The 24,813-nt window shown below is 49.6% G+C and carries 28 protein-coding genes, 3 tRNA genes, 1 other RNA gene and 3 pseudogenes (1 of these 35 only partly in view); 21 read left to right on the top strand and 14 right to left on the bottom strand.

Annotated features, from left to right (window positions below; all coding sequences use genetic code 11):
• The first annotated feature begins 94 nt into the window (after window positions 1-94).
• From MTH_RS06270 to MTH_RS06230, 10 genes and pseudogenes are all read left to right on the top strand, one after another.
• Entirely contained in the window at window positions 95-409 is a 315-nt protein-coding gene (locus MTH_RS06270) for a transcription factor S (protein ID WP_048061022.1), read from the top strand.
• A 14-nt stretch (window positions 410-423) separates the two neighbouring features.
• Window positions 424-831, top strand: a complete 408-nt coding sequence (locus MTH_RS06265) for a hypothetical protein (RefSeq protein ID WP_010876926.1) — start codon at window positions 424-426, stop codon at window positions 829-831.
• A 51-nt stretch (window positions 832-882) separates the two neighbouring features.
• The gene (gene pcn, locus MTH_RS06260) at window positions 883-1,617 is read left to right on the top strand and encodes a proliferating cell nuclear antigen (pcna) (protein ID WP_010876925.1); all 735 of its coding nucleotides are present in this window, start codon (window positions 883-885) and stop codon (window positions 1,615-1,617) included.
• Window positions 1,618-1,637: 20 nt separating this feature from the next.
• The gene (locus tag MTH_RS06255; protein WP_048061021.1) at window positions 1,638-2,327 is read left to right on the top strand and encodes a hypothetical protein; all 690 of its coding nucleotides are present in this window, start codon (window positions 1,638-1,640) and stop codon (window positions 2,325-2,327) included.
• Between the two features lie 222 nt (window positions 2,328-2,549).
• On the top strand, window positions 2,550-2,828 hold the full coding sequence (locus MTH_RS06250; RefSeq protein WP_010876923.1) for a 50S ribosomal protein L44e: 279 nt from the start codon (window positions 2,550-2,552) through the stop codon (window positions 2,826-2,828).
• Window positions 2,829-2,830: 2 nt separating this feature from the next.
• Window positions 2,831-3,022, top strand: coding sequence for a 30S ribosomal protein S27e (locus MTH_RS06245; RefSeq protein ID WP_010876922.1), 192 nt, complete (start codon window positions 2,831-2,833; stop codon window positions 3,020-3,022).
• 14 nt (window positions 3,023-3,036) lie between these two features.
• Entirely contained in the window at window positions 3,037-3,816 is a 780-nt protein-coding gene (locus MTH_RS06240) for a translation initiation factor IF-2 subunit alpha (protein WP_048061020.1), read from the top strand.
• The gene (locus tag MTH_RS09575; protein WP_010876920.1) at window positions 3,813-3,992 is read left to right on the top strand and encodes an RNA-protein complex protein Nop10; all 180 of its coding nucleotides are present in this window, start codon (window positions 3,813-3,815) and stop codon (window positions 3,990-3,992) included. Before MTH_RS06240 ends, MTH_RS09575 begins: the two co-directional genes overlap by 4 nt.
• A pseudogene (locus MTH_RS06235) lies at window positions 3,989-4,761 on the top strand (proteasome assembly chaperone family protein). Before MTH_RS09575 ends, MTH_RS06235 begins: the two are co-directional and overlap by 4 nt.
• Before the next feature lie 30 nt (window positions 4,762-4,791).
• On the top strand, window positions 4,792-5,952 hold the full coding sequence (locus MTH_RS06230) for a TIGR00375 family protein (RefSeq protein ID WP_010876918.1): 1,161 nt from the start codon (window positions 4,792-4,794) through the stop codon (window positions 5,950-5,952).
• Window positions 5,953-6,085: 133 nt separating this feature from the next.
• On the opposite strand, the gene MTH_RS06225 is transcribed toward MTH_RS06230, so the two are convergent.
• The 4 genes from MTH_RS06225 to MTH_RS06210 form a co-directional block, all read right to left on the bottom strand.
• Window positions 6,086-6,160: transfer RNA gene (locus MTH_RS06225), tRNA-Arg, on the bottom strand.
• A 23-nt stretch (window positions 6,161-6,183) separates the two neighbouring features.
• Window positions 6,184-6,258 (bottom strand) — tRNA-Arg (locus MTH_RS06220).
• A gap of 45 nt (window positions 6,259-6,303) precedes the next feature.
• A complete protein-coding gene (locus MTH_RS06215; RefSeq protein WP_238374186.1) occupies window positions 6,304-7,014 on the bottom strand; it encodes a proteasome assembly chaperone family protein in 711 nt (236 codons plus the stop codon).
• Window positions 7,014-7,454: a PepSY domain-containing protein gene (locus tag MTH_RS06210; protein ID WP_048061019.1), complete on the bottom strand. Its 441-nt coding sequence runs from the start codon at window positions 7,452-7,454 to the stop codon at window positions 7,014-7,016. The genes MTH_RS06215 and MTH_RS06210 overlap by 1 nt, the downstream gene beginning before the upstream one ends.
• A gap of 233 nt (window positions 7,455-7,687) precedes the next feature.
• Here MTH_RS06210 and frhA point away from each other — a divergent pair, with 233 nt between their 5' ends.
• From frhA to frhB, 4 genes are read left to right on the top strand one after another with little or no spacing between them, the layout of a single operon-like run.
• Window positions 7,688-8,905 (top strand): coenzyme F420 hydrogenase subunit alpha, encoded by a 1,218-nt coding sequence (gene frhA, locus MTH_RS06205; RefSeq protein WP_048061018.1) that lies wholly within the window; start codon window positions 7,688-7,690, stop codon window positions 8,903-8,905.
• Between the two features lie 8 nt (window positions 8,906-8,913).
• On the top strand, window positions 8,914-9,390 hold the full coding sequence (gene frhD, locus MTH_RS06200; RefSeq protein WP_010876914.1) for a coenzyme F420-reducing hydrogenase, FrhD protein: 477 nt from the start codon (window positions 8,914-8,916) through the stop codon (window positions 9,388-9,390).
• Entirely contained in the window at window positions 9,387-10,214 is an 828-nt protein-coding gene (gene frhG / locus MTH_RS06195) for a coenzyme F420 hydrogenase subunit gamma (RefSeq protein ID WP_010876913.1), read from the top strand. Before frhD ends, frhG begins: the two co-directional genes overlap by 4 nt.
• A gap of 12 nt (window positions 10,215-10,226) precedes the next feature.
• Window positions 10,227-11,072: a coenzyme F420 hydrogenase subunit beta gene (frhB, locus tag MTH_RS06190; protein WP_010876912.1), complete on the top strand. Its 846-nt coding sequence runs from the start codon at window positions 10,227-10,229 to the stop codon at window positions 11,070-11,072.
• Between the two features lie 63 nt (window positions 11,073-11,135).
• Here frhB and map read toward each other — a convergent pair whose 3' ends face one another.
• A complete protein-coding gene (gene map / locus MTH_RS06185) occupies window positions 11,136-12,026 on the bottom strand; it encodes a type II methionyl aminopeptidase (protein ID WP_048061017.1) in 891 nt (296 codons plus the stop codon).
• 82 nt (window positions 12,027-12,108) lie between these two features.
• Between map and MTH_RS06180 the strand changes: the two genes are divergently transcribed.
• The 4 genes from MTH_RS06180 to rnpB all read left to right on the top strand — a co-directional run bounded on the left by MTH_RS06180 (window position 12,109) and on the right by rnpB (window position 13,448).
• Window positions 12,109-12,522 carry a hypothetical protein gene (locus MTH_RS06180; RefSeq protein ID WP_010876910.1) on the top strand — a complete coding sequence of 138 codons (414 nt, stop codon included), beginning with the start codon at window positions 12,109-12,111 and terminating at the stop codon, window positions 12,520-12,522.
• Between the two features lie 15 nt (window positions 12,523-12,537).
• The gene (locus MTH_RS06175) at window positions 12,538-13,005 is read left to right on the top strand and encodes a hypothetical protein (RefSeq protein ID WP_010876909.1); all 468 of its coding nucleotides are present in this window, start codon (window positions 12,538-12,540) and stop codon (window positions 13,003-13,005) included.
• Between the two features lie 39 nt (window positions 13,006-13,044).
• Window positions 13,045-13,119 (top strand) — tRNA-Met (locus tag MTH_RS06170).
• Window positions 13,120-13,149: 30 nt separating this feature from the next.
• Window positions 13,150-13,448, top strand: an RNA gene (gene rnpB / locus MTH_RS09470) — RNase P RNA component.
• A gap of 184 nt (window positions 13,449-13,632) precedes the next feature.
• On the opposite strand, the gene dnaJ is transcribed toward rnpB, so the two are convergent.
• The 3 genes and pseudogenes from dnaJ to MTH_RS06155 all read right to left on the bottom strand — a co-directional run bounded on the left by dnaJ (window position 13,633) and on the right by MTH_RS06155 (window position 17,243).
• A complete protein-coding gene (dnaJ, locus tag MTH_RS06165; protein ID WP_010876908.1) occupies window positions 13,633-14,763 on the bottom strand; it encodes a molecular chaperone DnaJ in 1,131 nt (376 codons plus the stop codon).
• An 80-nt stretch (window positions 14,764-14,843) separates the two neighbouring features.
• A pseudogene (gene dnaK, locus MTH_RS06160) lies at window positions 14,844-16,704 on the bottom strand (molecular chaperone DnaK).
• Window positions 16,705-16,718: 14 nt separating this feature from the next.
• On the bottom strand, window positions 16,719-17,243 hold the full coding sequence (locus tag MTH_RS06155; RefSeq protein WP_010876906.1) for a nucleotide exchange factor GrpE: 525 nt from the start codon (window positions 17,241-17,243) through the stop codon (window positions 16,719-16,721).
• 107 nt (window positions 17,244-17,350) lie between these two features.
• Between MTH_RS06155 and MTH_RS06150 the strand changes: the two genes are divergently transcribed.
• A complete protein-coding gene (locus tag MTH_RS06150; protein WP_010876905.1) occupies window positions 17,351-17,854 on the top strand; it encodes an ArsR/SmtB family transcription factor in 504 nt (167 codons plus the stop codon).
• Between the two features lie 36 nt (window positions 17,855-17,890).
• Here the strand turns inward: MTH_RS06150 and hypF are convergent.
• Window positions 17,891-20,187: pseudogene (hypF, locus tag MTH_RS06145) on the bottom strand (carbamoyltransferase HypF).
• Between the two features lie 73 nt (window positions 20,188-20,260).
• Here hypF and larB point away from each other — a divergent pair.
• Complete coding sequence (gene larB, locus MTH_RS06140; RefSeq protein WP_048061016.1) at window positions 20,261-21,010, top strand: nickel pincer cofactor biosynthesis protein LarB; 750 nt, start codon at window positions 20,261-20,263, stop codon at window positions 21,008-21,010.
• A 15-nt stretch (window positions 21,011-21,025) separates the two neighbouring features.
• Here larB and MTH_RS06135 read toward each other — a convergent pair whose 3' ends face one another.
• A complete protein-coding gene (locus tag MTH_RS06135) occupies window positions 21,026-21,367 on the bottom strand; it encodes a winged helix-turn-helix transcriptional regulator (protein WP_048061015.1) in 342 nt (113 codons plus the stop codon).
• A 333-nt stretch (window positions 21,368-21,700) separates the two neighbouring features.
• Here MTH_RS06135 and MTH_RS06130 point away from each other — a divergent pair, with 333 nt between their 5' ends.
• On the top strand, window positions 21,701-22,276 hold the full coding sequence (locus MTH_RS06130; protein WP_143485778.1) for a GNAT family N-acetyltransferase: 576 nt from the start codon (window positions 21,701-21,703) through the stop codon (window positions 22,274-22,276).
• Window positions 22,277-22,333: 57 nt separating this feature from the next.
• Here the strand turns inward: MTH_RS06130 and hisE are convergent, their stop codons facing one another.
• The 4 genes in view from hisE to gatB are tightly spaced (at most 5 nt apart) and all read right to left on the bottom strand, a layout consistent with a single transcriptional unit that may run on beyond the window.
• Complete coding sequence (gene hisE, locus MTH_RS06125; RefSeq protein ID WP_010876900.1) at window positions 22,334-22,624, bottom strand: phosphoribosyl-ATP diphosphatase; 291 nt, start codon at window positions 22,622-22,624, stop codon at window positions 22,334-22,336.
• Window positions 22,614-23,423: a CBS domain-containing ParB/RepB/Spo0J family partition protein gene (locus tag MTH_RS06120; RefSeq protein ID WP_010876899.1), complete on the bottom strand. Its 810-nt coding sequence runs from the start codon at window positions 23,421-23,423 to the stop codon at window positions 22,614-22,616. Before MTH_RS06120 ends, hisE begins: the two co-directional genes overlap by 11 nt.
• Window positions 23,420-23,665 carry a DUF504 domain-containing protein gene (locus MTH_RS06115; protein ID WP_010876898.1) on the bottom strand — a complete coding sequence of 82 codons (246 nt, stop codon included), beginning with the start codon at window positions 23,663-23,665 and terminating at the stop codon, window positions 23,420-23,422. The genes MTH_RS06120 and MTH_RS06115 overlap by 4 nt, the downstream gene beginning before the upstream one ends.
• 5 nt (window positions 23,666-23,670) lie before the next feature.
• Window positions 23,671-24,813, bottom strand: the 3' portion of a protein-coding gene (gene gatB, locus MTH_RS06110; protein WP_010876897.1) for an Asp-tRNA(Asn)/Glu-tRNA(Gln) amidotransferase subunit GatB. 207 nt of this gene lie beyond the right edge of the window; 1,143 of the gene's 1,350 nt are visible here — the last part of the coding sequence; its start codon lies off the right edge, out of view — the gene reads right to left on this strand; the stop codon is at window positions 23,671-23,673.

The following is a 24,813-nucleotide window of genomic DNA, read 5'->3' as shown; positions in this document are numbered from 1 at the left end:
GACCTTCAGTCACAATCAAAATTATTATAAATGTCCTTGTAGAAAAACTTTAGAAATCAAAAAGGTTTCAGTTTCTCTGACCAGGAGGAAGAAGATGGAGTTTTGTCCTAAGTGCGGAGCTGTAATGTTTCCATCCGAGGGAAAATTTAAGTGTCAGTGTGGCTATGAGAAGGATATCACAGATAAGCTCAAAGACAAGTACCGCGTCTCAGAGGAAGTTGAGGCAAAGGAGACCATAATATTCACAGGTGATGATGTAAATACCCTCCCAACAACGAGGGTTGAATGCCCGAAATGTGGTAACATGGAGGCCTTCTGGTGGCTGCAGCAGACAAGGAGGGCTGATGAATCAGAGACACGGTTCTTCAGATGTACCCGCTGCAAGCACACCTGGAGGGAATATGACTGAAAAATGGTGAGCAGATGTCTGATGAAGGCCCCGATGATGGTAAGAAAGGCAGGTATTCAGAAAGGCTCAGGGGTTTCCTTGCCCGGGTATGGGAGGAGTTACAGGAGGATGAATCAGAGCACGGCTTTCCGGTGACCCTCATAATGGAACACCGTGACGATATACTGAGGTACAGTGCAATGGTACTTGGTGTCATGCTTTTGCTGACAGGTATCGTCACCATAATGGGGTCATCTGACCGTGTTGTTGACAATGTGGTCTCAGGCGAGAACACGGTCATCGCAGCATTCCTCATCCTCACGGGTCTCCTGCTGGTGGGGGCCTTCATGGTCCATAGCATCATAGGGGGCACACCCCTTGAGGGGTTCTATAAACAGGTGAAGAAGGCTGAAAGAGGGGAAGAGAAAGAAGAAGAGGAATAGTATATAAATCATGACCCCAATATCTAGCTATATAGGATAAGGAGGACGAAAATGTTCAAGGCAGAATTGAATGACCCTAACATTTTAAGGACGAGCTTCGATGCCATATCATCCATCGTTGACGAGGTTCAGATACAGCTTAGCGCCGAAGGCCTGCGCCTGGACGCCCTTGACAGGTCCCACATCACATACGTGCACCTCGAACTGAAGGCCGAGCTTTTCGATGAGTACGTCTGTGATGAACCAGAGAGGATCAACGTGGACACAGAGGAACTCATGAAGGTCCTCAAGAGGGCAAAGGCAAATGACAGGGTCATACTCTCAACCGACGAGGGAAACCTGATAATCCAGTTTGAAGGGGAAGCAGTAAGGACATTCAAGATAAGGCTTATCGACATCGAATATGAAACCCCAAGTCCTCCTGAAATTGAGTATGAGAATGAGTTCGAGGTGCCATTCCAGCTCCTCAAGGACTCAATAGCTGACATAGACATATTCTCAGATAAGATAACCTTCCGTGTAGATGAGGACCGTTTCATAGCCTCAGCTGAGGGAGAATTTGGAGACGCCCAGATTGAATACCTCCACGGCGAAAGGATAGATAAACCTGCAAGGAGCATATACTCCCTTGATAAGATCAAGGAGATGCTCAAGGCAGACAAGTTCAGTGAGACAGCAATAATCAACCTGGGAGATGACATGCCCCTCAAACTGACCCTGAAGATGGCAAGCAAAGAGGGTGAACTCAGCTTCCTCCTTGCTCCAAGAATAGAGGCAGAGGAATAACTTAAAGGTGAGGAATGGGGTTGGACGAATTCTTTCAGAAACTGAGGAGGATTCAGAAAAAGGAGAGATCTGAAAGCGGCCTTGCAAGGGTGGGGGATGACTTCTATGAGAGGGTTCACAGTTACATAGAGGACCTCCTTGACGCCGTTGGCAATGACCCCTTCGCCAAGGAACACTACCTCATAAGGGACACCCAGAGGATAGCCACGGAGATCTGCGAGAGAAGGGAGCACAAGATAACTGATAGTGCCGTCATGAACGTCCAGAGGTCATACCACCTCTTCAATGGCAGGCCACAGTTCGACCTCCAGGATACAACCCCCCTCAACATGACACCAGAGGAGGAGGAGCTCTACTTTTCACTGGTAGAAACCCTGAGGGAATTCAGGGCGAGGATAATCCCCTCAATAGATGTTGAATCCGGTACCAGGGATTCAGGGGCGAAAGATGATGCCCCCAGGAAGGACGTTCTGGATGGCCCTGAACTTCTCGCTGACCCCTCAAAATCCGTAAAAACCGATAAAGGGGTTAAAGGGCGGGAGGAGGATATTGAAACGGTGCTGATATTTGAGGAGGTACCTGCCAGAATAATGGGTGTGGATGAAAAGGTATACGGTCCATTCCGGCCGCAGGACATAGTCACGCTCCCATCACTGAATGCAAACGTCTTCATAAATGCAAAGAAGGGTCGGAGGATAAGGTATTCATAGGCAGCAGGCTTTAAAATGGTTAGATTGCTCTCCTATTCTCTGAAGATCAGGTACTCTGCAATGAAACTGATGGATCAACACGGATTAGCAGTTTAAGGTTCAGTGAACCACCAGGTGGTGTCACATACAAAGGTATAAATAGAGATTTGAGATATACTAACCCAGTATAAAAAAGTTCAGTTATTTTAAAGGCTTACTTTTTCACTTACGAGGTGATTAGATATGAAGATTCCTAAGGAAAGAAGAACTTACTGTCCAAACTGTAGAAAACACACCGTTCACGAGGTACTGGAATCAAAGAGGAGAAAGGCCAGTGAACTTAAGTGGGGTCAGAGGCAGTTCAGACGTGTCACTGCCGGTTACAGGGGTTACCCACGTCCACTCCCATCAGGTAACAAACCCGTTAAGAAACTTGACCTCAGGCTCAAATGCAAGGAATGTGGAAAGTCACACATAAAGAAGAAATCCTTCAGGGCTGGAAGGGTTGAATACGTGGCCTAGAGGTGATTGGCGTGATATTCTACAATACCAAGGGTAACTTTCTCCGTGTTAAATGTCTGGACTGCGGAAACCAGCAGGTTGTCTTTGACAGGGCAGCATCATATGTTCAGTGCATAATCTGTGGTAAAACACTTGTTGAGCCAACAGGAGGAAAGTCAAAGATCAAAGCCCAGATTCTAGAGGTCCTGGATTAATCTAGGTGTTTTTCATGGTAAGAAGAAAAAATGAATGGCCTGAAGAGGGTGAACTGGTGGTTGGGACCGTTCACAAGGTCCTCAACTACGGCGCCTTCGCCACCCTGGAGGAGTATCCAGGGAAGGAGGCTTTCATTCACATCTCAGAGGTATCCTCTGGATGGGTTAAAAACATAAGGGACTTTGTAAGGGAGAACCAGAAGATCGTTGCAAGGGTCCTCCGTGTGAATCCCCGTAAGGGACACGTGGATGTTTCAATGAAAAGGATAAGGGAGGACCAGCGCACAAAGAAGATCCAGGCATGGAAGATCGAACAGAAGGCTGAGAAATTCCTTGAACTCGCAGCAAGGGACCTTGGAAAGGACCTTGACACCGCCTATGAAGAGGTTGGATACGAACTGATGGACATATTCGGAGACCTCTACGGCGCCTTTGAAACCGCTGCAGAGGAGGGGGAAAAGTCCCTCATCGAGGAGGGAGTCCCTGAGGACTGGGCAGCCGTCATCACAGAGGTTGCCAAGCGCAACATAACACCCCCCGAGGTCCAGATAACCGGATACGTTGACATCAAGTCCTACGCACCCAACGGCGTCGAAATAATTAGGAAGGCACTTAAATCAGCCCAGGATGAGGGTATAACAGTCCAGGCGGTAGGAGCCCCCAGGTACCGGCTCATCGTGAAGTCAACGGACTACCTGAAGGCAGAGAAGCAGCTCAAGGAAGCAGCCCAGAAGTGCATAGAGATCGTTGAGAAAGAGGGTGGAGAGGGAGAATTCCTCCGTGAACTCACATGAAGATGAAAAGATGCCGTTCATGCGGAGAGTACACCCTGAAAGAGGTCTGCCCACACTGCGGAGGTAGAACAGGGGTTATTTATCCTCCAAAGTTTTCCCCGGAGGACAAATATGGCGCATACCGGAGAAAACTCAAAAGAGAGCTTTACTCTAGAGGTAGTGGTGAATCAAAATGAGGGAAACAATCATAAACGTTCTGGAAGACATTGAACTTTCCAGCCCCATATTCATCGAGGCACTTCCAGGAATAGGACATGTGGTAAACTGGCAGCCGATCACATAATAGATGAACTGGAGGCTGTCAAATTTGCTGAACTCTACTCCCCATCATTCCCACCACAGGTACTGGTTGATGAGGATGGTATAGTTGAACCCATGAGGAATGAGTTCTATTACCTCAGGGATGCAGGCGGGGATGAGAGGGATTACATAATACTCGTGGGCAACACCCAGGGACTCTCACCTGAGGGACAGTATGAGATCTGTGGCATGATACTCGACTTTGTTGAGGGATACGGCGCCAGGAGGATATTCACCCTTGGAGGCCTCGCAACGGGGCAGCCCGTTGAGAAGGCGAGGGTCTATGGGGCAGCAACCAGCATGGAACTCGTCGAGGATCTCAAGGAACACGGCGTCATCATGAGATCCGCTGATGGAGGCATAATAGGCGCATCAGGACTTCTCCTTGGAATGGGGAGGCTGAGGGGCATGGATGGTGTATGCCTCATGGGTGAAACACCAGGCTACTTCATAGACGCCGAAGCCGCCCGTGCACTCCTTGAGGTGCTACTTGAGATGACAAAACTTGAAGTGGACCTTGAAAAACTTGAGGAGCGTGCAGAGGAGACAAAGAAGATGATCTCAAAGGCCCAGCAGATGGAGCAGGAAATGATTGAGAGGATGAACCTCAAACCCGGGGAAGAGGACCTGCGTTACATAGGCTGACCCCACCACCTATTTTTTCTGGATGATCAGATGATCATAAACGCTGACCTGCATATCCATAGCTGTTTTTCAAGGGCAACGTCCCGTAACATGGTTATTGACAACATAGCACCCCAGGCACGCCTCAAGGGCCTTCAACTTGTAGGGACAGGCGACGCACTTCACCCTGGATGGCGGAAGATCATAGCTGAATCAACTGAATATGAGGGGGACGGGATTTACGGGCGCGATGAGTGCAGCTTCGTAATAACGGCGGAGGTTGAGGACTCAAGGAGGGTCCACCACCTCCTGATACTCCCCTCACTTGAGGCTGCAGAGGAGATAGCCGGGAGGATGCCCTCAGCCAGCACCACAGATGGAAGGCCCAGGGTGAGGATGAACGGGGCCCAGATACTTGAACTTGTACATGAATACGATGGCATGGCAGGACCATCCCATGCCTTCACACCATGGACCAGCATGTACAAGTCATATGACAGCTACATGGACTGTTACGGGGCAAGACCAGACTTTCTTGAACTGGGCCTCTCTGCAGATACTGACATGGCTGATAAGATAGCCGAACTTGCAGACATACCCTTCCTGACCAACTCCGATGCCCATTCGCCATGGCCCCACAGGCTGGGGAGGGAGTTCAATCAGTTTGAGATGGAGGATGTGTCCTTCACCTCCCTCAGGAGGGCCATAGGTAAGTGCAGGATAAGGGCGAACTATGGACTTGACCCGCGCCTCGGAAAGTACCACATGACTGCATGTACCCGGTGCTACCGCATTTACAGTCCTGAGGAGGCGCTTGAAATGGACATGAGGTGTCCCTGTGGCGGTAAAATCAAGAAGGGTGTGGATTACAGGATATACGAGCTCTCAACCTGGGATGAACCTCACCACCCACCACACAGGCCCCCCTACGTCCACCTGATGCCCCTTGCAGAGATCATAGGGATGAAATATGATAAGGGAGTAACCACAAAATTTGTACAGGGAATCTGGGAGAAACTTGTGGGGGAATTTGGAACAGAGATCCGGGTGCTGCTTGATGCCCCCCTTGAGGATATTGCAGCTCTGGATACGGGTGTTGCTGTTGCAGTGGAGGCCTTTCGCAATGGCTCACTGATTGTGATACCCGGTGGTGGTGGGAAGTATGGTGAGATAAGGTTCCCTGCCGAGACCCTTGATGCTTACTTCAGATAATCTAATCAATAACCTGGGGTACCATTATCATCCATCATTATTTCTTCAATGAACCTGGAAAATGGGCTGTTTTATTCCATGGGTCTCAAAAAATGGAATTCCTATCATTGTTTCTTAGAATTAGAATATTGAGCGGACCCGCCGGGATTTGAACCCGGGACCTTCAGATTAGGAGTCTGATGCCCTATCCTGGCTAGGCTACGGGCCCCGTTTCCTTTGCACCTTTTTTAGCGGACCCGCCGGGATTTGAACCCGGGACCTTCGGATTAGAAGTCCGACGCCCTATCCTGGCTAGGCTACGGGCCCTAACAAAAGAGTAAAGAAATATTTGATTTTCTAATATATAAACTTTTACATGTAGATGGGTGTCTCGGCCTCTCCCTGCACCGTCTCTGCGAGCTTCTTGAGGCGTGACTCTATGGCCTGCGCCTCCTGCAGGAGGGGCTCAGGGTCAACAGATGTACCGAGCATTTCATTCAGGACCTCAACGACACTTGCAGCTGCCCTAGGGTCAGGGTAGGGGTTGAGGATCTCTGCAAAGAGGCATGATGCTGGTATATCATTAACAGCGCACCTTGTAAGGAGGGTCCCTGAAATACCATTGAGGTTACCGAAGGGGACTATCGGTATTCCAAGGTCTGCAAGTCTCTGGATGACCTCCTGGCTGTTACCCGCACCCGCCACTGGCTGTGACTTTTCACGGACAACCATGCTGTTAAAGGTTATCAGCTCCCTGCTCTTATTGCGGACCATCCATTCCACGATCGCATTTGTCATATCATAGACAACTGCAGGGGGGAGGATGAAGTCCGAGAGGAAGAGGACTATCCCATCACCCTCATATATCCTGAAGGGGTGTATTGCAACGCCCTTATAGAGGACAGCCAGGGGAGGGAAGTACTTTGAGTCAATGTAGCCTATCTCTCTCATCTTGAGGTCCTCAACCAGAAGCCACCCCAGTATGTTGCCTATGAGGCCAACTCCAGGAGAACCCTCAAGGACTACAGCGTCCTCAACATCCTCTGAATATATTGTGCAGCACTCTGTTTCTGTCTTAATCATCATGGCGCACCACCAGCCCCTCCAAGGTTTTTACCGGTCATGGGGTCAATGTAGATCTCTCCAACGGTTTTCCCACCCATTTCGATGGGAACAACATAGACCAGTTTACCGTCCATTTTAAGGAGCCTTGGTGTCCCTGCAGCGGCACCCTCCTGCTTTATATATGTCTGGGCAATACTCTTTGCCTCTGAATAGGATATCTTCACATTCACGCCTGAACCCCCACCTGAGGTTGAACCACTGCCACCCTGTGATGATGTGGTTGAGGGCGATTCACTGTGGACGCTTGACTCCCCCTGCTGCTGGCCCTGATCATGACTGCTCTGGGGACTTGTGAATTTCCACAGTGTCTCGGAATTCTGACTCACCTGATAACCTGCAGCAACAGCTCCAATTATCAGGACTATCGCCACCGATGCTAGAACCTTTGAGTTTATCATCAACTCACCTTCCTGGTGTTAACAACACATTTAGTATGTGGGTCAAGATATATAACACTCAGTATTACTGAACAAAAAATTAATATTATAAACTCTGTTTTCTACTAATAATAAGTGATCTATAAAATGATATAAATAGTTTTCACTTTTTTTATAATTGAAAAACTTATAACATTTAAAAATAGTTATAATATTGAAGGTTTTTTGAACTTTAAAAACAAGAGGTGATACATTTGAGCGAAAGGATTGTTATATCGCCGACATCACGACAAGAAGGACATGCAGAACTTGTCATGGAAGTCGATGATGAGGGAATCGTGACAAAGGGGCGATACTTCAGTATTACTCCTGTCAGGGGCCTTGAGAAAATAGTGACAGGTAAAGCACCTGAAACAGCACCTGTCATCGTCCAGAGGATATGTGGAGTATGCCCTATACCACACACCCTGGCTTCCGTTGAGGCAATAGACGACTCCCTTGACATTGAGGTTCCAAAGGCCGGAAGACTTCTCCGTGAACTTACACTTGCAGCACACCACGTAAACAGCCACGCAATACATCACTTCCTCATAGCACCGGACTTCGTGCCTGAAAACCTCATGGCAGACGCCATAAACTCAGTCTCCGAGATAAGGAAAAACGCACAGTACGTAGTTGACATGGTTGCAGGTGAGGGTATACACCCATCCGATGTCAGGATAGGTGGAATGGCCGACAACATAACGGAACTCGCAAGGAAAAGGCTGTATGCGAGGTTAAAGCAGCTCAAACCAAAAGTCGACGAACACGTTGAACTCATGATAGGATTAATCGAGGATAAGGGCCTTCCAAAGGGCCTTGGAGTCCACAACCAGCCAACACTTGCAAGCCACCAGATCTACGGTGACAGGACAAAATTCGATCTGGACAGGTTCACCGAGGTAATGCCTGAGAGCTGGTACGATGACCCTGAAATAGCCAAGAGGGCCTGCTCAACAATACCACTCTACGATGGAAGAAACGTGGAGGTCGGTCCAAGAGCAAGGATGGTTGAATTCCAGGGATTCAAGGAGAGGGGTGTTGTTGCACAGCACGTTGCAAGGGCACTTGAGATGAAAACGGCACTCGCAAGGGCAATTGAAATCCTTGATGAACTGGACACATCCGCACCGGTAAGGGCAGACTTCGATGAGAGAGGCACAGGTAAACTGGGTGTAGGTGCAATTGAAGGTCCAAGGGGACTGGACGTTCACATGGCCCAGGTTGAAAATGGTAAGATACAGTTCTACAGTGCACTCGTCCCAACAACCTGGAACATCCCAACAATGGGTCCTGCAACTGAAGGATTCCACCATGAATACGGGCCACACGTCATACGCGCTTACGACCCCTGTCTCTCATGCGCAACACACGTGATGGTTGTTGATGATGAGGACAGATCAGTAATCAGGGATGAAATGGTCAGACTCTAGGGAATAACATGCCATACGACGCTGAGATTCTAGTGGTGGGCTGTGGAAACATCCTTTTCAAGGACGATGGATTCGGCCCAGAGGTTATCAAGGCCCTTGAAGAGTACTTCAAGGATAGGGAAAAACCAGATAATGTTATGTTCATTGATGCTGGGACTGGCGGTCCGCACTTTGTCTTCTCCCTCCCCCATGAGGAGTGGAAGAAGATGATAGTTGTGGATGTTGTTGAATTCAACGCAGAACCCGGAACACTCAGGAAATTCGATGTCACTGAGATTCCAAAGGGATCCTATGAAAATATGCATACATGGCCAGTGAGCCAGCCCCTCCATGAACTCAGTGAAAAGATCGATGTTGTGGTAATAGGGTGTAAACCCAAGGAGATATCAGCTCCCAATGTGGAAATGGGCCTCACACCCCCAGTAAAAAAGGCTATTCCCAGAGCCATTCAGATGATCTTAGATGAGATTGGGGTTTCTAAATGAGCTTAATTGCCCGCATCAAAAGATTTTTAGGATTGGAGGCTGAAGCTAAGAGGGAAGAACCCGAAAAAGAAAAATCGGAACCTGTTGGAGCTTCAAAAGAGGAGGTTGAAAAAGTGGCTGAAGAAAATGCAAAACCAAGAATAGGTTACATTCACCTCAGTGGATGTACCGGAGATGCCATGTCGTTAACTGAAAATTACGACATTCTAGCAGAATTACTCACCAACATGGTGGACATAGTATACGGACAGACCCTGGTGGATCTCTGGGAGATGCCAGAGATGGATCTGGCCCTTGTTGAGGGATCTGTCTGTCTGCAGGACGAACACAGCCTGCACGAACTCAAAGAACTGAGGGAGAAGGCAAAACTCGTCTGCGCCTTCGGTTCATGCGCAGCAACAGGCTGCTTCACAAGGTACTCAAGGGGCGGACAGCAGGCACAGCCATCACACGAGTCCTTTGTACCAATAGCAGACCTCATAGATGTGGACCTCGCCATTCCAGGGTGCCCACCATCACCTGAGATAATAGCAAAGGCAGTCGTTGCACTCCTCAACAATGACATGGAGTACCTCCAGCCAATGCTGGACCTTGCAGGCTACACAGAGGCATGCGGATGCGACCTCCAGACAAAGGTTGTAAACCAGGGTCTCTGCACTGGATGTGGAACATGTGCAATGGCCTGCCAGACAAGGGCCCTTGACATGACCAACGGAAGACCCGAACTCAACAGCGACCGCTGTATAAAATGTGGAATCTGCTATGTGCAGTGCCCAAGAAGCTGGTGGCCAGAAGAACAGATCAAAAAGGAGTTAGGGCTATAGGAGGCTGGAAAAATGGTTTTAGGTACTTACAAGGAAATAGTTTCCGCCAGATCAACTGACAGAGAGATTCAGAAATTAGCCCAGGATGGAGGAATAGTTACAGGTCTTCTAGCATATGCCCTTGACGAGGGCATAATCGAAGGCGCAGTTGTTGCAGGACCCGGAAAGGAGTTCTGGAAGCCAGAACCAATGGTCGCCATGACCTCAGATGAACTCAAGGCGGCTGCAGGTACCAAGTACACATTCTCACCAAACGTCCTGATGCTCAAGAAGGCAGTGAGGCAGTACGGTATAGAGAAACTGGGTACAGTTGCAATACCCTGCCAGACCATGGGTATAAGGAAGGCCCAGACCTACCCATTCGGTGTCAGGTTTGTTGCAGATAAGATAAAACTCCTGGTCGGTATCTACTGCATGGAGAACTTCCCATACACATCACTGCAGACCTTCATCTGTGAAAAACTCGGATTAAACATGGAGCTCGTTGAGAAGATGGACATAGGTAAAGGAAAATTCTGGGTCTACACCCAGGACGATGTCTACACACTCCCCCTCAAGGAGACCCATGGATACGAACAGGCAGGATGCAAGATCTGCAAGGACTATGTGGCTGAGCTGGCAGACGTATCAACAGGTTCAGTGGGATCACCGGATGGCTGGTCAACAGTCATAACAAGGACCGATTCAGGGGACTCAATACTCAAGCAGGCTGTTGAGGCAGGTATATTCGAGACCAAACCAATAGAGGAAGTCAAACCTGGCCTGGGACTTCTTGAAAAACTCTCTGCACAGAAGAAGGAAAAGGCAGAGAAGAACATCGCTGCAAGGAAAGAGATGGGATTACCAACACCATACTGATCCCATCCCTAAATTTTCTATTTTTCAGAACATTCAGTCCATTCAACTGCATCCTCAAGTTAACTATTCTGTTATAACCGTGCAGCCGTCCTCCTCAACAATGACTGTATGTTCCCACTGGGCGACCATTGCACCGCTCTTTTCCCTCAGCACATGGTAGGGGTATATGGCCCTTGACTGTATCAGCATTCTCATGGAGGCATTCAGTCTCTTTGCATCGAAGTACTCTTCAAGCCACCGCTGTGCAAAGGGGAGGGCGTGATACTCCTCCCGTATCTTACCCAGGACCCTCCTGGCATGTACAAGCCGGAGGGGCCTCTCCCTGAGGAACCGGAATATGTAGGTCTGAGGCATATCAGTCACAAGGCCCACACCATCCGTGGCAAAGGGTTCAATCGCCAGGACGTCCCCCTCCTCCAGCTGATGAGTGTTCCTTTCATTTATATTGGGTATTGATAGTCCTGAGTGCAGTATCCAGCGCTCCATGCTGTGCCCGGTCAGATTGGAAACAGGGTTCATGCCATGGGAGTGAATGGTTTCCTCGATTACCCGTCCAATTTCTCCAACCTCAACACCTGCCCTTATGGTTGAAATGGCATTCTCAAGGGCCTCCCTTGCAGCGTCCATCATCTGGTGGCATTTATCATCAACATCCCCCACAGGCACCGTGATGGCGGTGTCGGCTATGAATCCATCCACATGGGCGCCCAGGTCCAGCTTAACAAGGTCACCATCACCTATTACACTATCATCGCCTGGCGGGGAGGTGTAGTGGGCCGTTACCTCATTCACAGATACGTTACATGGAAAAGCTGGCCTACCACCCTCCTCAATTATACGATCCTCCACGTAATTTACGAGTTCTATTATGGGCAAGCCATCCCTTATTATCCCCGCGGCTTCCCTTCTGACCTTTGATACAATTTTACCCGCCTTCAAGTATGATTCGATCATCTTTATCACTGATCCTGTTCTGCTATTTATTTAAATAAGGAGTTATATATACAGTAGATAATACTATGCAAGGGGGCAGTATATGGCGACCACGGCAACGGTACCTCAGAATGTTTTGTGGCTTATAATATCTATCCTAGGTTTTATAACTGTGATCATCGTGGCTGTACAGTGGAGGAGGGTGAGGGAATCCCAGAACGACATCATGCTTCTTGAAAAACAGATTGAACTCAAGAAGATAACCCTTGTTGAAAATGACCTTCATGCAAAGCGTCTGATGGAGACAACGATACCCCTTCCCAAGGATAAGCAGGATAAACTGGCATCCATAAGGAAGAAAACATCCGAGATAATGCATGAGGTGGGTTATCTCCAGAGTGAAATAAGTGAGAGACTGGCCCTTCTTGAGGCCAGGACAGAGTTCAAGAAACTCGAAAAGATGCTTAAGGAACTTGAGAAGAAGGAAGCGGAGATGAATTCCAGGCTGAAAAAGTAATGGGGAGGTTTTAAAGTGGGACCGGTGGAGCTTCTTGCAATTCTGATACTTGCAGGGGCGATAGTAGTCCTCATATACTACTACCTGATGGAATCAGGAAACATAGCACCCGTAACAAGGATATATGGAGCTGGTGAAGGCACAGCCGAAGGGAGGGAAGGTTACATGGCAGGTGTTGGAGAAAAGATGTCAGATGTGAGTGACAGGATAATGGGCAAGGTGAGGGAGGTACCCATAAGCACGGATGTCATCTCAAACAAGATAGACGCCTTCCTCAATGAGAAGAGCGATGAACTCATAGAGGACTGGTCACTTGCAACCATGGATGACATATCTAAACTTGAGAAAAGACTTGAACTTGTATCAAGGAACATAGATGAACTGGAGCAGAGATTCAACGAGTACAGGGGTCACACTAATAAGAAACTCGAGTCCCTTGACAGGAGGCTCAGAAGGCTTGAGGAAAAGGAGGAAAAGGACTGACCACAACATTTATATACTGAAATAACAAATCTAATGTTTAGCGGGGTGGGGTAGTCTGGTGATCCCGCGGGGCTCATAACCCCGAGATCCCTAGTTCAAATCTAGGCCCCGCTATCAGTTCTAATTTTCATGATTATTTACCGGGCAAGCCGAAGGGCAGCTGACGGTCCCTCAAGGGGCTGAGGAAACTCCACCCATCATACAGAACCGTGGTGCCGTGAGGCATCAGCTGAGAGGCTGGACCCTGGAGCAGAAACGACACGTCTCCTGATGGATGATAATGAAGCTTCACCCTCAAGGAGCAGACTGACATCAGGAGGACCGGTGAAACGGCCATTCCACGGGATGCAAGGACAAATGCTGCCGGTGATTACTGTAGGAGGCAGAGGTAGTCCGCCCAGATGAATGCTGCCGAAACAGAAGGTGGGTTACTCTCGGCATGCCCGGTTTCAATCATTATATTCAATTACTGTGATCCAATAAGAGCCCCTGAGGGGTACGGAAATCAGTATCCCTGCATCGCTCTCCAGAACTAAATGATTTCTTCGCAGGCGCGATGGAGCTGTTGTTCTCTCTTCAGAACTAACTGATTTTGTCAGAGGTCATGAATTCTAAAAAATAGGAGATTCAGTGGATTATGGCATCCTTCACCTTATCGAAGAAGCCCTTATCCTCGTGGATCTCATCCCCACTGATACTTGCAAATTCCCTGAGGAGTTCCTTCTGCCTGGGGCTCAGCTTTCTTGGTGTCACAACCTTGACCTTTACGTAGAGGTTCCCGTAGCCGTTCCACTTGAGATGGGGCATCCCGTGACCCTTAACACGGAAGGTTGTACCGCTCTGGGTCCCTGCGGGTATCCTCAGTTTCACTGGCCTGTCAAGGGTCGGAACCTCGACGGTGTCACCCAGGGCTGCCTGGACGAAGCTTATGGGCTTCTCGGTGTACAGGTTGGCGCCCTCCCTCCTGAAAATGCTGTGGGGCTTGACCTTGATAACCACGTAGAGATCCCCTGGTTCTCCACCACGAAGACCCATCTCCCCCTCACCGGGGACCCTGAGCCGGGATCCTGTCTCAACACCTGCAGGGACCTTCACATGGATGGTGCTGGTCTTCCTGACAACGCCTTTACCGTTACAGTTACTGCAGGGTTTCTCGACTACTGTACCCTCGCCCTGACAGTCGGGGCACGTTGTTATGTTCATCATCTGCCCCAGGATGGTGTTCCTCACCTGCCGCACCTGTCCGCTGCCACCGCAGGTCTGGCAGGTCCTTGTACCGGTGCCTGGCTCAGCCCTGCTGCCATGGCACACCGGACACTTCTTTGTATGTGGAACCCTTATATCGGTTTCAAGACCATTGTAGGCATCTTCAAGGCTTATATCCAGGGTGTAGCTTATATCAGCGCCCCTCTGTGGCCCGTGCCTTCTTCCCCCACCAAATCCGAACATGTCAAATATGTTTCCAATGTCAAATCCCAGGCCGCTGAAGATGTCCTCAAAGTTTATGTTGTTGAATATATCCTCCTGACTGAAGCCATCCATACCAGCATGGCCGAAGCGGTCGTACCTCGCCCTCTTCTCATCATCAGAGAGGACTGCGTAGGCTTCGCTTATTTCCTTGAACTTTTCAGCTGCATCAGGGTCATCACTGACGTCAGGGTGATACTTTCTGGCGAGCCTCCTGTAGGCCTTCTTTATCTCCTTCTTATCCGCACCCCTATCTACACCGAGGATCTCATAGTAGTCACGTTTAGCCATCGATTTTCACCTGGTATACTCTAGAAACAGTCTACTAGGAATTAATTGTTCATCAAGAATAAAAAAATGTGGGTTGGGGGCTAGTTCTTGACCTCAAAGTCTGCATCTATGGTATCATCGCCGCCCCTGTCTTCACCCTCAGAGGCTGTGCTACCTGCCTGCTGCTGTGCTGCTTGTTGCTGTGCTGCCTGCTGGTATATAACTGACTCCGATCTCCTGGACAGTCTTTGTGAGCTCCTCTGTCTTTGATTTTATTGCCTGGATGTCGTCTCCTGCTATGAGTTCCCTGAGTTCCCTGACCTGTTTCTCAACCTCTTCCTTCTTCTCGGCTGGCACTTTGTCTCCGAGTTCATCCAGGGTCTTTTCTGCAGTGTAGATCATTGAATCTGCGTTGTTCCTTATTTCGATTTCCTCCTGTTTCCGCCTGTCCTCCTCTGCGTGTTTCTTGGCCTCCTCTATCTTCTGTTTTATCTCCTCCTCGGAGAGCTTGTTTGGAGCTGTTATTGTTATGGCCTGTTCCTTACCCGTTCCAAGGTCCTTTGCTGATACATTCAGTATACCGTTTGCGTCAATGTCGAAGGTCACCTCAATCTGGGGCACTCCACGGGGCGCTGGTGGTATGCCCACGAGCTGGAATCTTCCAAGGCTTGTGTTGTCTGCGGCCATTGGCCTCTCACCCTGGAGGACGTGGATATCCACTGATGTCTGGTTGTCCGCTGCAGTTGAGAATATCTGGCTCTTCCTGGTGGGTATGGTGGTGTTCCTTTCTATTAGCTTGGTGAAGACCCCTCCGAGGGTCTCTATACCCAGTGATAGTGGTGTTACATCGAGAAGTACCAGGTCCTTTATCTCACCGGCAAGGACACCTCCCTGTATGGCTGCACCCATGGCAACGCACTCCATGGGGTCTATTCCCCTCTCGACGGGTTTTCCTATGAAGTCCTCAACGAATTTCTGGACGATGGGCATCCTTGTGGGTCCGCCGACAAGTATTATCTTGTCAACGTCCTCCCTGGTCATCCCGGCGTCCCTGAGTGCCTGTTCCATGGGTCCTGCACATTTCTGGACTATGGGGTCAACGAGTTCCTCCAGTTTGGCCCTTGTTATTGTCTTTATGAGGTGTTTTGGTCCATCCTGGGCCACTGTGATGTATGGGAGGTTCACCTCGGTTGTCAGGGTTGTTGATAGCTCTATCTTGGCCTTCTCAGCGGCCTCCCTCAACCTCTGGACCGCCTGGTCGTCCTCCATGAGGTCTATACCGGTCTCCATTTTGAATTCTTCGGCAAGGTAGTTCATTATCGCATTGTCCATGTCGGTTCCACCGAGCTGGGTGTCACCACTGGTTGATCTGACCTCGAAGACCCCTCCACCGAACTCCATTATTGTAACGTCCAGTGTACCTCCACCGAGGTCGAAGACCATTATGACCATGTCCTCGTCTTCCTTGTCAAGCCCGTAGGCAAGGCTTGCGGCTGTTGGCTCGTTGACGAGCCTCACAACGTCAAGACCGGCGATGGTCCCGGCGTCCTTTGTGGCTGTCCTCTGGTTGTCGTCAAAGTAGGCAGGTACAGTGATCACTGCCTTCTTTATCTCCTCTCCCAGGAAGGCCTCGGCATCCTTTTTGATCTTCTGGAGGATGAATGCTGAGATCTCCTGTGGTGTGTACTCCTTGCCATGGACCTTAACCTTCCTGTCTGTACCCATACTCCTTTTTATGGCTGTTATGGTGTTCTCTGGGTTTGTGACTGCCTGGCGCCTTGCAGGTTCACCCACCAGCATCTGTCCGTCCTCTGTGAATGCCACGCAGCTTGGGAATGATTTACCGTACTGTGATGCACCCTCTGCACTGGGTATGATGGTTGGTTTACCGCCTATGAGAACTGCGGCTGCAGAGTTACTTGTTCCAAGGTCAATACCGAGAATTTTTTCTTTCTTTGCCATGTGATCACCTCAAATCAGCTTTTCTTACATACCTTAACAATTGAGTGCTTTATTATGCGGTCGTTCAGTCTGTAACCACGTGATAACTCCTCGATGATGATACCATCCTCATATCCGTCATGGTCCTCAACCATAACGGCCTCGTGGAGGAAGGGGTCGAATTTCTCCCCCTCTGCAGGTATCTCACTGAGACCCTCCTTTGTGAGGGTGTCTCTGAACTTCCGGTAGATGACCTCAAGACCATCCATGCTGCTGTCCTGATTTTCAATGGCCCTTTCGAGGTCCTCATAGACATCCAGGAGCTTGAGTATGAGCCTTTCGTTGGCGTTTTTTATGATTTCGAGTTCCTGTTTCTCCATCTGTTTCTTGTAGTTATCGAAATCTGCCTGGAGTCTCTGGAGGTGGGAGGTGTACTCCCTGACTTCCTCTTCCTTCTTTTTGATTTCGTTCTCTAAATCTTTAAGACGCTCCCTGAGTTCCTCAAGTTCCTTCTGGCATTCCTGTTGGGACCTAGAATCAGTTTTTTTATCTTCGCACATCAGTTCACCTTTGATTTTTTACAGAAATTAAAGTTACCGGAGGTTACCTATAACCTTATAGCTATTATACTTACAAAAGGTTATATAAACCTTTCGACATAATCTACATGATGAGCGGAAAATCCACTGAAAACCAGAACATGGAAGTTATACTTGATGTCATGGGTTGCAAGACCCGGAGGGATATCATAAACCTCCTTCGTGAGGAGCCAAGATTTGTCAGTGAGATATCCCGGGAGCTGGATATAGGGCAGAAGGCCATAATAGAGCACCTGAGGGCCATGGAGGAGGCAGGGATCCTGAGCTCCTTCTTCAGGAAAATAGAGCGGGGAAGGCCCCGTAAGTACTATGACATCTCAAGGGACATCCACGTCAGCATAACAATAAACAGGAACACCTTCAGGGTTGACGTCATGGATGACCTCCTGAACAGGAAGCAGCTACCTCCCGGGGATGAATGGTCCAGACTCCTCAACATTGAAAATAAGATAAAGAAAGGCCAATGGGAGGCAGTTGAGGAGTTAAAGAACCTCATAAGGCTCTATGATCACCTTAAGCGGAGGGCCGAGGACCTGCTGATGGAAGCAGAGATTCGAAGGAAAATGGAGTGACATGACCCCCACCTTATTTATATGGACTGAAGGTGCCTAACGGTATCTGAGGGCCACTGCAACAGCCTGTCCTAGGGAAACTGAGCCATCACCTGCACAGGAATTCCTGTGCTGGATGAACCTGTAACCCCTCTCTGTGACGTAATCCCTCACAGCGAGACTTATGGCCTCATTATAGAACACGCCACCGGTCCCGCCGATACACTTCACTCCAGCATCATCTGCTGCAAGTACCGCCATCTCTGCAAGGCCCTCTGCAACGGCTTTCTGGGCGGCATGGGCTATCTCTGCTCTATCCTCACCCCTATCAATAAGTTCCATGACATCCAGCAGGATGGCTGATGTGTCCAGGATGTACCTCCCACCTTTTTCTTTAACCTCAAAGGGCATACTCAGCTTTCCAGAGGCCCTGAAGGCCTCGGATTCCAGTTTCATTGCACACTCACCCTCATAGGTCCTTACACCACAGATCCTGAGGGCTGCTGAGATGGCGTCAAGCACACGCCCGGTGCCTGTACTTATACCTGTATTCAGCCCGGACTCCAGCTGCCTCATCACCACACCGATCTCCCTCTCGCCGTGGGGGAAATAGTCAGAGTACCTCTCACTGAATAGCTCCTGGAGGTCCCCCTCATAGCGTCCCCTCAACATGGAGAGGAGCATCCTTGCAGGGTACCTTGTCGCAAGATCACCGCCCGGCATCCTCTGGGGCATCAGACTCCCCAGTCTCTCATAATCTGAACCATGGCAGTGGAGTATCTCACCACCCCATGATGTACCGTCATCACCGTAACCAACACCATCTGCAGCTATGCATATGCACTCATCGACACCAGCATCAAGCATCAGGGCAAGGGCATGGGCGTGGTGGTGCTGGACCCTCAGGACCTCTGCAGAGAACCTGCTGGCGAGTTCCTCAGCATAGGATGTTGTGAGGAACTGGGGGTGCAGGTCACAGGCTATAACATCAACATCCTCTGTCCCGGTTATGCCCATGAGGTAATCCACAGCGTCCTTAAGAAAGAGGAGGGTGTCATACCTTGAGGTGTTGCCTATGTGCTGGGAGACATAGCACTGACCACCCTTCAGCACCGAGAATGTAACGTCAAGTTCCGGTCCCAGGCAGATTGCCGAGACGTCACCGGCAACATGGGGGATCTCGTAGGGTTCAGGGGCATATCCGCGGGACCTCCTTATGAATGCCATCTCACCACCCCTGAAACGGACAACAGAGTCATCGCAGCGGTTCACAATCCTTCGGTCATGGAGCAGGAAGTAATCTGCTATCCCCTGAAGGCCCCCTATGATCTCAGTGTTCTCTATGAACATGGGGTCCCCTGGCCTGTTTGCAGATGTCATCACATAGGCCGGCGCCTCTGTGTACCTCAGGAGGACATGGTGAAGACCAGAGTAGGGTAACATGACCCCTATGTTATGGAGGCCCGGTGCAACCGAGGGGGCCAGGCAGTAGTCCCGGCTTTTTTTCAGGACAACGATGGGCCTCCTCCTTGAGGTGAGGGCTTCCTCCTCCACGTCTGATATGGACGCATAGGACTCTATGGATTCGAGGTCAGGGGACATGCATGCGAAGGGCTGATTTGGTCTTCCGAGCCCTGAACGGAGCCTTTTAACTACCTCATCATCATCGGCACGGCAGACGAGGTGCGTACCACCGATACCCTTAACTGCAAGTATGCTGCCATCATCAAGGAGTTCTGCCGCCATTTTAATGGGGTCATGGGTCTTCAGGATCCCATCCCTGTACAGGAAGGGCTTTGGACCGCAGATGGGGCAGCATGTGGCCTCTGCATGGTACCTCCTGTCGAGGGGGTTGAGGTATTCCTCCATGCAGGAGCTGCAGAGAGGAAAATCACGCATGCTGGTCCTTTCACGGTCATAGGGAATGGATTCTATAACGGTGAACCTGGGCCCGCAGTCTGTGCAGGCGGTGAAGGGATAGAGGTATCTCCTGTTATTCTCATCCATCATCTCTTCCAGACAGCTGCTGCAGGTGGCGACATCCGCGGGTATTACAGATGTCCCTGAGGAACTGGATGAACTCTCCTTTATAATGAATTCAGTGAATGATGCCTCATTGACCTCAAAAATGTCCTTTTTTATACTGTTTATCCTTGAAATGGGGGGTTTATCTTTCTTAAGCCTCTCAATGAATTCTTCAATGCCTTCGTGGCTACCCTCGAGGACTATTTCCACCATGTTCCCCATGTTCTCACGTATCCCGTGAGGCTGAGTTCCTTTGCAAGTCTGTAGACCGCTGGCCTGAAGCCAACGCCCTGGACTATTCCCTCCACTGTGAGATGGGCACGGTACATTTCTATCTACCTTGAGTTTGCATGAGTTCTCCTATGCTAAGATTATATTGATGTACTTATAAATTAGGTAGTGATGCCGGTAAGATCAATTCTTGAGGAACTACTCAGGGGAAGGATATCACTGGAGGAAGCTGAGAGGGCCATTGAATCAGCCCAGCTGAGCCTGGGGGATAGGGTGAGGTTTGATATATTCCGCGAGAAGAGAACAGGATTTCCAGAGGCAGTATTCGCCCCAGGCAAGAGTGATGAGGATATAGTTAATATTGTGAAGGCTGTGGGGGATGTGCTTGTAACCAGACTCCCACCTGATAGGGCTGAAGGAATACTGAAAGAACTCGGGGATATTGATAGAAGAATTGAGTACCATGAGACCGCAGGGGTGCTCGCTGCAAGGTCAGGAGACCCCCAGTTTATTGGAAGGATAGGGTTGCTCTCTGCCGGGACATCGGACATACCCGTTGCAGAGGAGGCAAGGGTGGTTGCAGAGGAATCAGGCTGTGAGGTCATCAATGCCTATGATGTTGGTGTTGCAGGCCTCCACAGGCTCCTGGACCCACTCAGGAGGATGCATGAATCAGGGGTTAAGGCCCTCATAGTGGTTGCAGGTATGGAGGGTGCTCTTCCCTCAGTGGTTGCAGGACTTGTTGATGTACCAGTCATAGGGGTTCCAACCTCTGTTGGCTACGGTGTGGGTGAGGGCGGGTCAGTGGCGCTTAAATCAATGCTCCAGTCATGCTCGCCCGGCATAGGGGTTGTTAACATAGACAATGGATTCGGGGCGGCTGTTCTGGCAGTTAAGATACTGAGGGCATGCAGTCTCTAACTCCCCGCAGCCCTTTCAGGGGGCTTTCTCACCTGAATTCTCCTGGTGGGACCCGTACATTTTACCCCATTCGCAGAGGGCGTCCAGTATGGGTATGACGGATTTTCCCTTCTCTGTGAGGCAGTACTCCACCCTGGGGGGCACCTCAGGGTAGACCTCTCTGTTTATCAGTCCACTGGATTCAAGTTCACGGAGTGTCCTTGTGAGCATCCGCTGTGTTATTTTTGGGATCCTCCGGTTTATTTCACTGAAGCGTAGTTTACCATCCTTCAGGGTGCAGAGGACCAGTGATTTCCATTTACCACCTATCTCGTTGACGGCGACCTCAACTGAACACAGGTATTCATCATCTCCCATGTCATCACCACTATACCCGCTGTAACCTGGTATACTTATTGTAAGTATATACATTCTGTGTAACTACATCATTTAAATACATTAAGTTACTTTACTATAGTAAAGAAGGTTGAGAGGTGAAAAACATGCTTGTAAGCTTTGATCTACAGCACTTCTGCTGCGGTCCAAAGGGCTGTCAGATAGAGATAGAATACGGCGAAATGCTCGACGCAGAGCAGTAAATTCTCCTTTTCTAACAGCCCCCATTTTTCATAACCCCCTTCATTTTGACAAAATTTTATGCACCTGGACTTAAATCATAAAAATCCACTGATTCTCAGTAAAGAGGATACCATGAGAGTGCACCCATTCACGCCCACACCATCATCCAGAAGGAGTGTCAGCCACCTCATATATGAGTCGGACAGGCAGTTATTTGACTGGTTCTTCACTGACCCAGATCTGATAATAGAAAAGCTTATAGCCCACGGACTGTACCTGGATCCTGACAGGATAGTACTGGCATCCAGGGGGCCGGAGGTTATTGGGGCACTGGTCTATGAACTTAAGGGCGCAGAGATCAGTAGGCTGGATCTGATAAGATGTCTGGGCCCCCTGGATTTCCTGAGGTTCTCTGCAATGGATTTAATTGACTCCCTCAGCACACTGGACCTGGGGGAGGGTGATCTCTATATCTCATCCCTTGCAGTTTCAGCGGGAGCAAGGGGGATGGGGGTGGGGTTCAGACTCCTCGAGGAGGCACGAAAAATAGCAGAGGAGGAAGGTCTTGAGAGACTCACCCTTGATGTTGCACAGAGCAACAGACCGGCCCTCAAACTTTACAGGAAATTCGGTTTCAGAATCAAAGACGAAAGCGGAATAAAAATCTTAAACAGAATGTTCTACCGCATGGAATTATCTCTTATCTGAGTTTCCACCAGCCTATTCCATTTCCTGTTCTGCTTCTATCGTTGGAGCTGTCTTTCCCTATTTTCTTCTTGCAGCAAACTCCTCCAGGAGGCTGTCAAGGGGCACGCCCTTGTATACCAGCAGGAGCAGAGTGTGGAATATGAGGTCGGCTGCCTCCTCCACGAGGTTCTCATCATTCTTTGATGCTATTATGACCTCTGCGGCCTCCTCCCCTATTTTCTCAAGGATCTTATCCTCTGCCATTTTATCATCATCCCTCATGAGGCGTGAAGTGTATGAATCAATGGGTCTGTCCCTCCGATCCTCAAGCACACGGTATACTTCCCTTAAAATTCCCTCATCTACCATTCTTCTTACCTGCCATGGCCTTTCTCATGCTCGTCGTTATCGCAATCAGTGGGTGCTGGGCGTCATCTATGACCTCTATGTCCTCCAGGGTGTGAACACCATTGAGGTCAGCTGTCTTCTCCATACCCAGCTTCATATCCTTCTTTATATCTATGACATAGGAGTCTATCTCCTTGCACCCGAGCCTGTAGGATGCGAGGGTCCTGTGGTGACCATCAATGAGGACGTACCTTTCACCTGTCTTAACAACTATTGTGGGCTCTGCAAGACCCCTTTTAATTTCATAGGTCCTGCCCTGGAGTTCATCGGCATAGACCTTGTTCTGGGTTGGCCTCAATTTCTCGATTGGGACCTTCATCCTTTTAACCTCTGGTTTAACACCATAGAGCTGTTCCAGGGTCTTCTTGAAGTAGTTGACCTTCATGGGTGTTGAACGCTCGATGTGGGACCTCACGATATCGGTGTTTGTTATGATTCCAACAAGCTTACCCTCCTTGTTTATAACAGGTAGTCTGGAGATGCCCATCCTGAACATCACCCTTGCGGCGTCATTGAGTGACATGTCCTGGTCAGCCACAACAACATCCCTTGACATGATCTCTGAGACGGTTTTAACCCACGGTTTTATCAGAAGGTCAAAGGCCGTCACCATCCCGATCACAGAACCGTTATCCTTAACAGGGAACCCATCGTGCCCTGTTTCCTTCATAAGTTTGATTATCTCAGCAGTTGAAGTATCTGAGGATACCGTTATAACGTCCCGGGTCATGTAGTCCCTTACAAGTGCCTTGTTGCTCATCCTATTCCCTTCTTCTGTTTTTTCCAGATGAAACTGTTATCACAGACTATCTTCACCACACGGTGGTATGGGATGGAGCTCCCATCCCTCAGTATCATGAAGCCCCTCTCAAGCCTTTCTATGTCGGAGCCCCTGATTGTTTTAAGGTTCCTGCAGGCACCCCTGTGGAGGTAGCTTATCCTGCATCTTTCAATATCCCACTTCGGATGCCACATCAGAAGATCCAGGACGTTCTTGGCCATACACCTCAGATCCGTTCCTTTATCAGTTCAACGGTGCGTTCGGGTTCAGCCTTACCACGGGTCATCCTCATGACCTGACCAACCAGGAAATTTATGGCTGCCTCCTTACCGGCATGGTAATCCTCAACAGCCCCTGGATTCTCTCTTATGGCCTGTTCAACGGCCCTTATGACTTCCGATTCATCTATGATGCCTATGAGTCCCATTTCGGTCGCTATCTCCCGGGGACCCTTTTTATTCAGTGGCATCTCCTCTATGATCTTCTTGGCTGCCTTGCTTGTTATCTCCTTCTTCCTGATCATGGCGAGAAGCTCGATGATATCCCCTGGTGTTATCATGCTTTCTGCAAAGCTTATCTTGTTGTAGTAAAGGACCCTTTTCAGTTCATCCCTCATCCACAGGGCAGCAAATTCAGGGTCTATTGAGCCAGCAACCTCCTCGAACGCGTCTGCAAGCTCCAGCTCTGATGTGAGGACCCTTGCATCCTCCTCCCTCAGGCCGTACTCCTCCATGAAACGCTTCACCTTCAGGTGGGGTGCTTCCGGTATCCTCTCCCGCAGACCCTCCACCACTTCATCCGTGAACTTCATTGGCGGAAGGTCCGGGTCAGGTATGTATCTGTAGTCCTCTGCCTCCTCCTTGAGCCTCATTGAAACAGTTATCATCTGCGACTCAAGAAAGGCCCTTGTTTCCTGCTTGACCTCAACACCCCTCTTCAGGAGGTTCTTCTGTCTGATCATCTCAAATTTCAGGGCCTTGTAGGCGCCCTTAATTGAGTTTATGTTCTTTATTTCAACCCTTTTACCACCCTCAAGGGATATGTTGACGTCGGCCCTCATTGTACCCTCCCCACGTGCACAGCCACTGTACTCGAGGACCCTTATGAGTTCCCTGAGGAAGTTCCTGGCCTCCTCAGGGGAGGTCATGTCGGGTTCTGTGACTATTTCAATGAGGGGGATTCCTGACCTGTTGAAGTCCACGGTTCCCTGGTCGGGCTTGTACTGGCCCGGGTCCTCCTCGATGTGGACCTCCCTGATCCTCACACCGTTCAATTCACCCTCAAGTCCCACGGGTATGGATGTCCTCTGATACCCGGATGGGAGGTCCGGGTAGTTGTAGTGCTTACGCATGAAGTAGGTGATCTCAGG

It is taken from the genome of Methanothermobacter thermautotrophicus str. Delta H (assembly GCF_000008645.1).
GTDB classification, from domain to species: Archaea; Methanobacteriota; Methanobacteria; order Methanobacteriales; family Methanothermobacteraceae; genus Methanothermobacter; species Methanothermobacter thermautotrophicus.
This window is presented reverse-complemented; position numbering and strand designations above follow the sequence as displayed.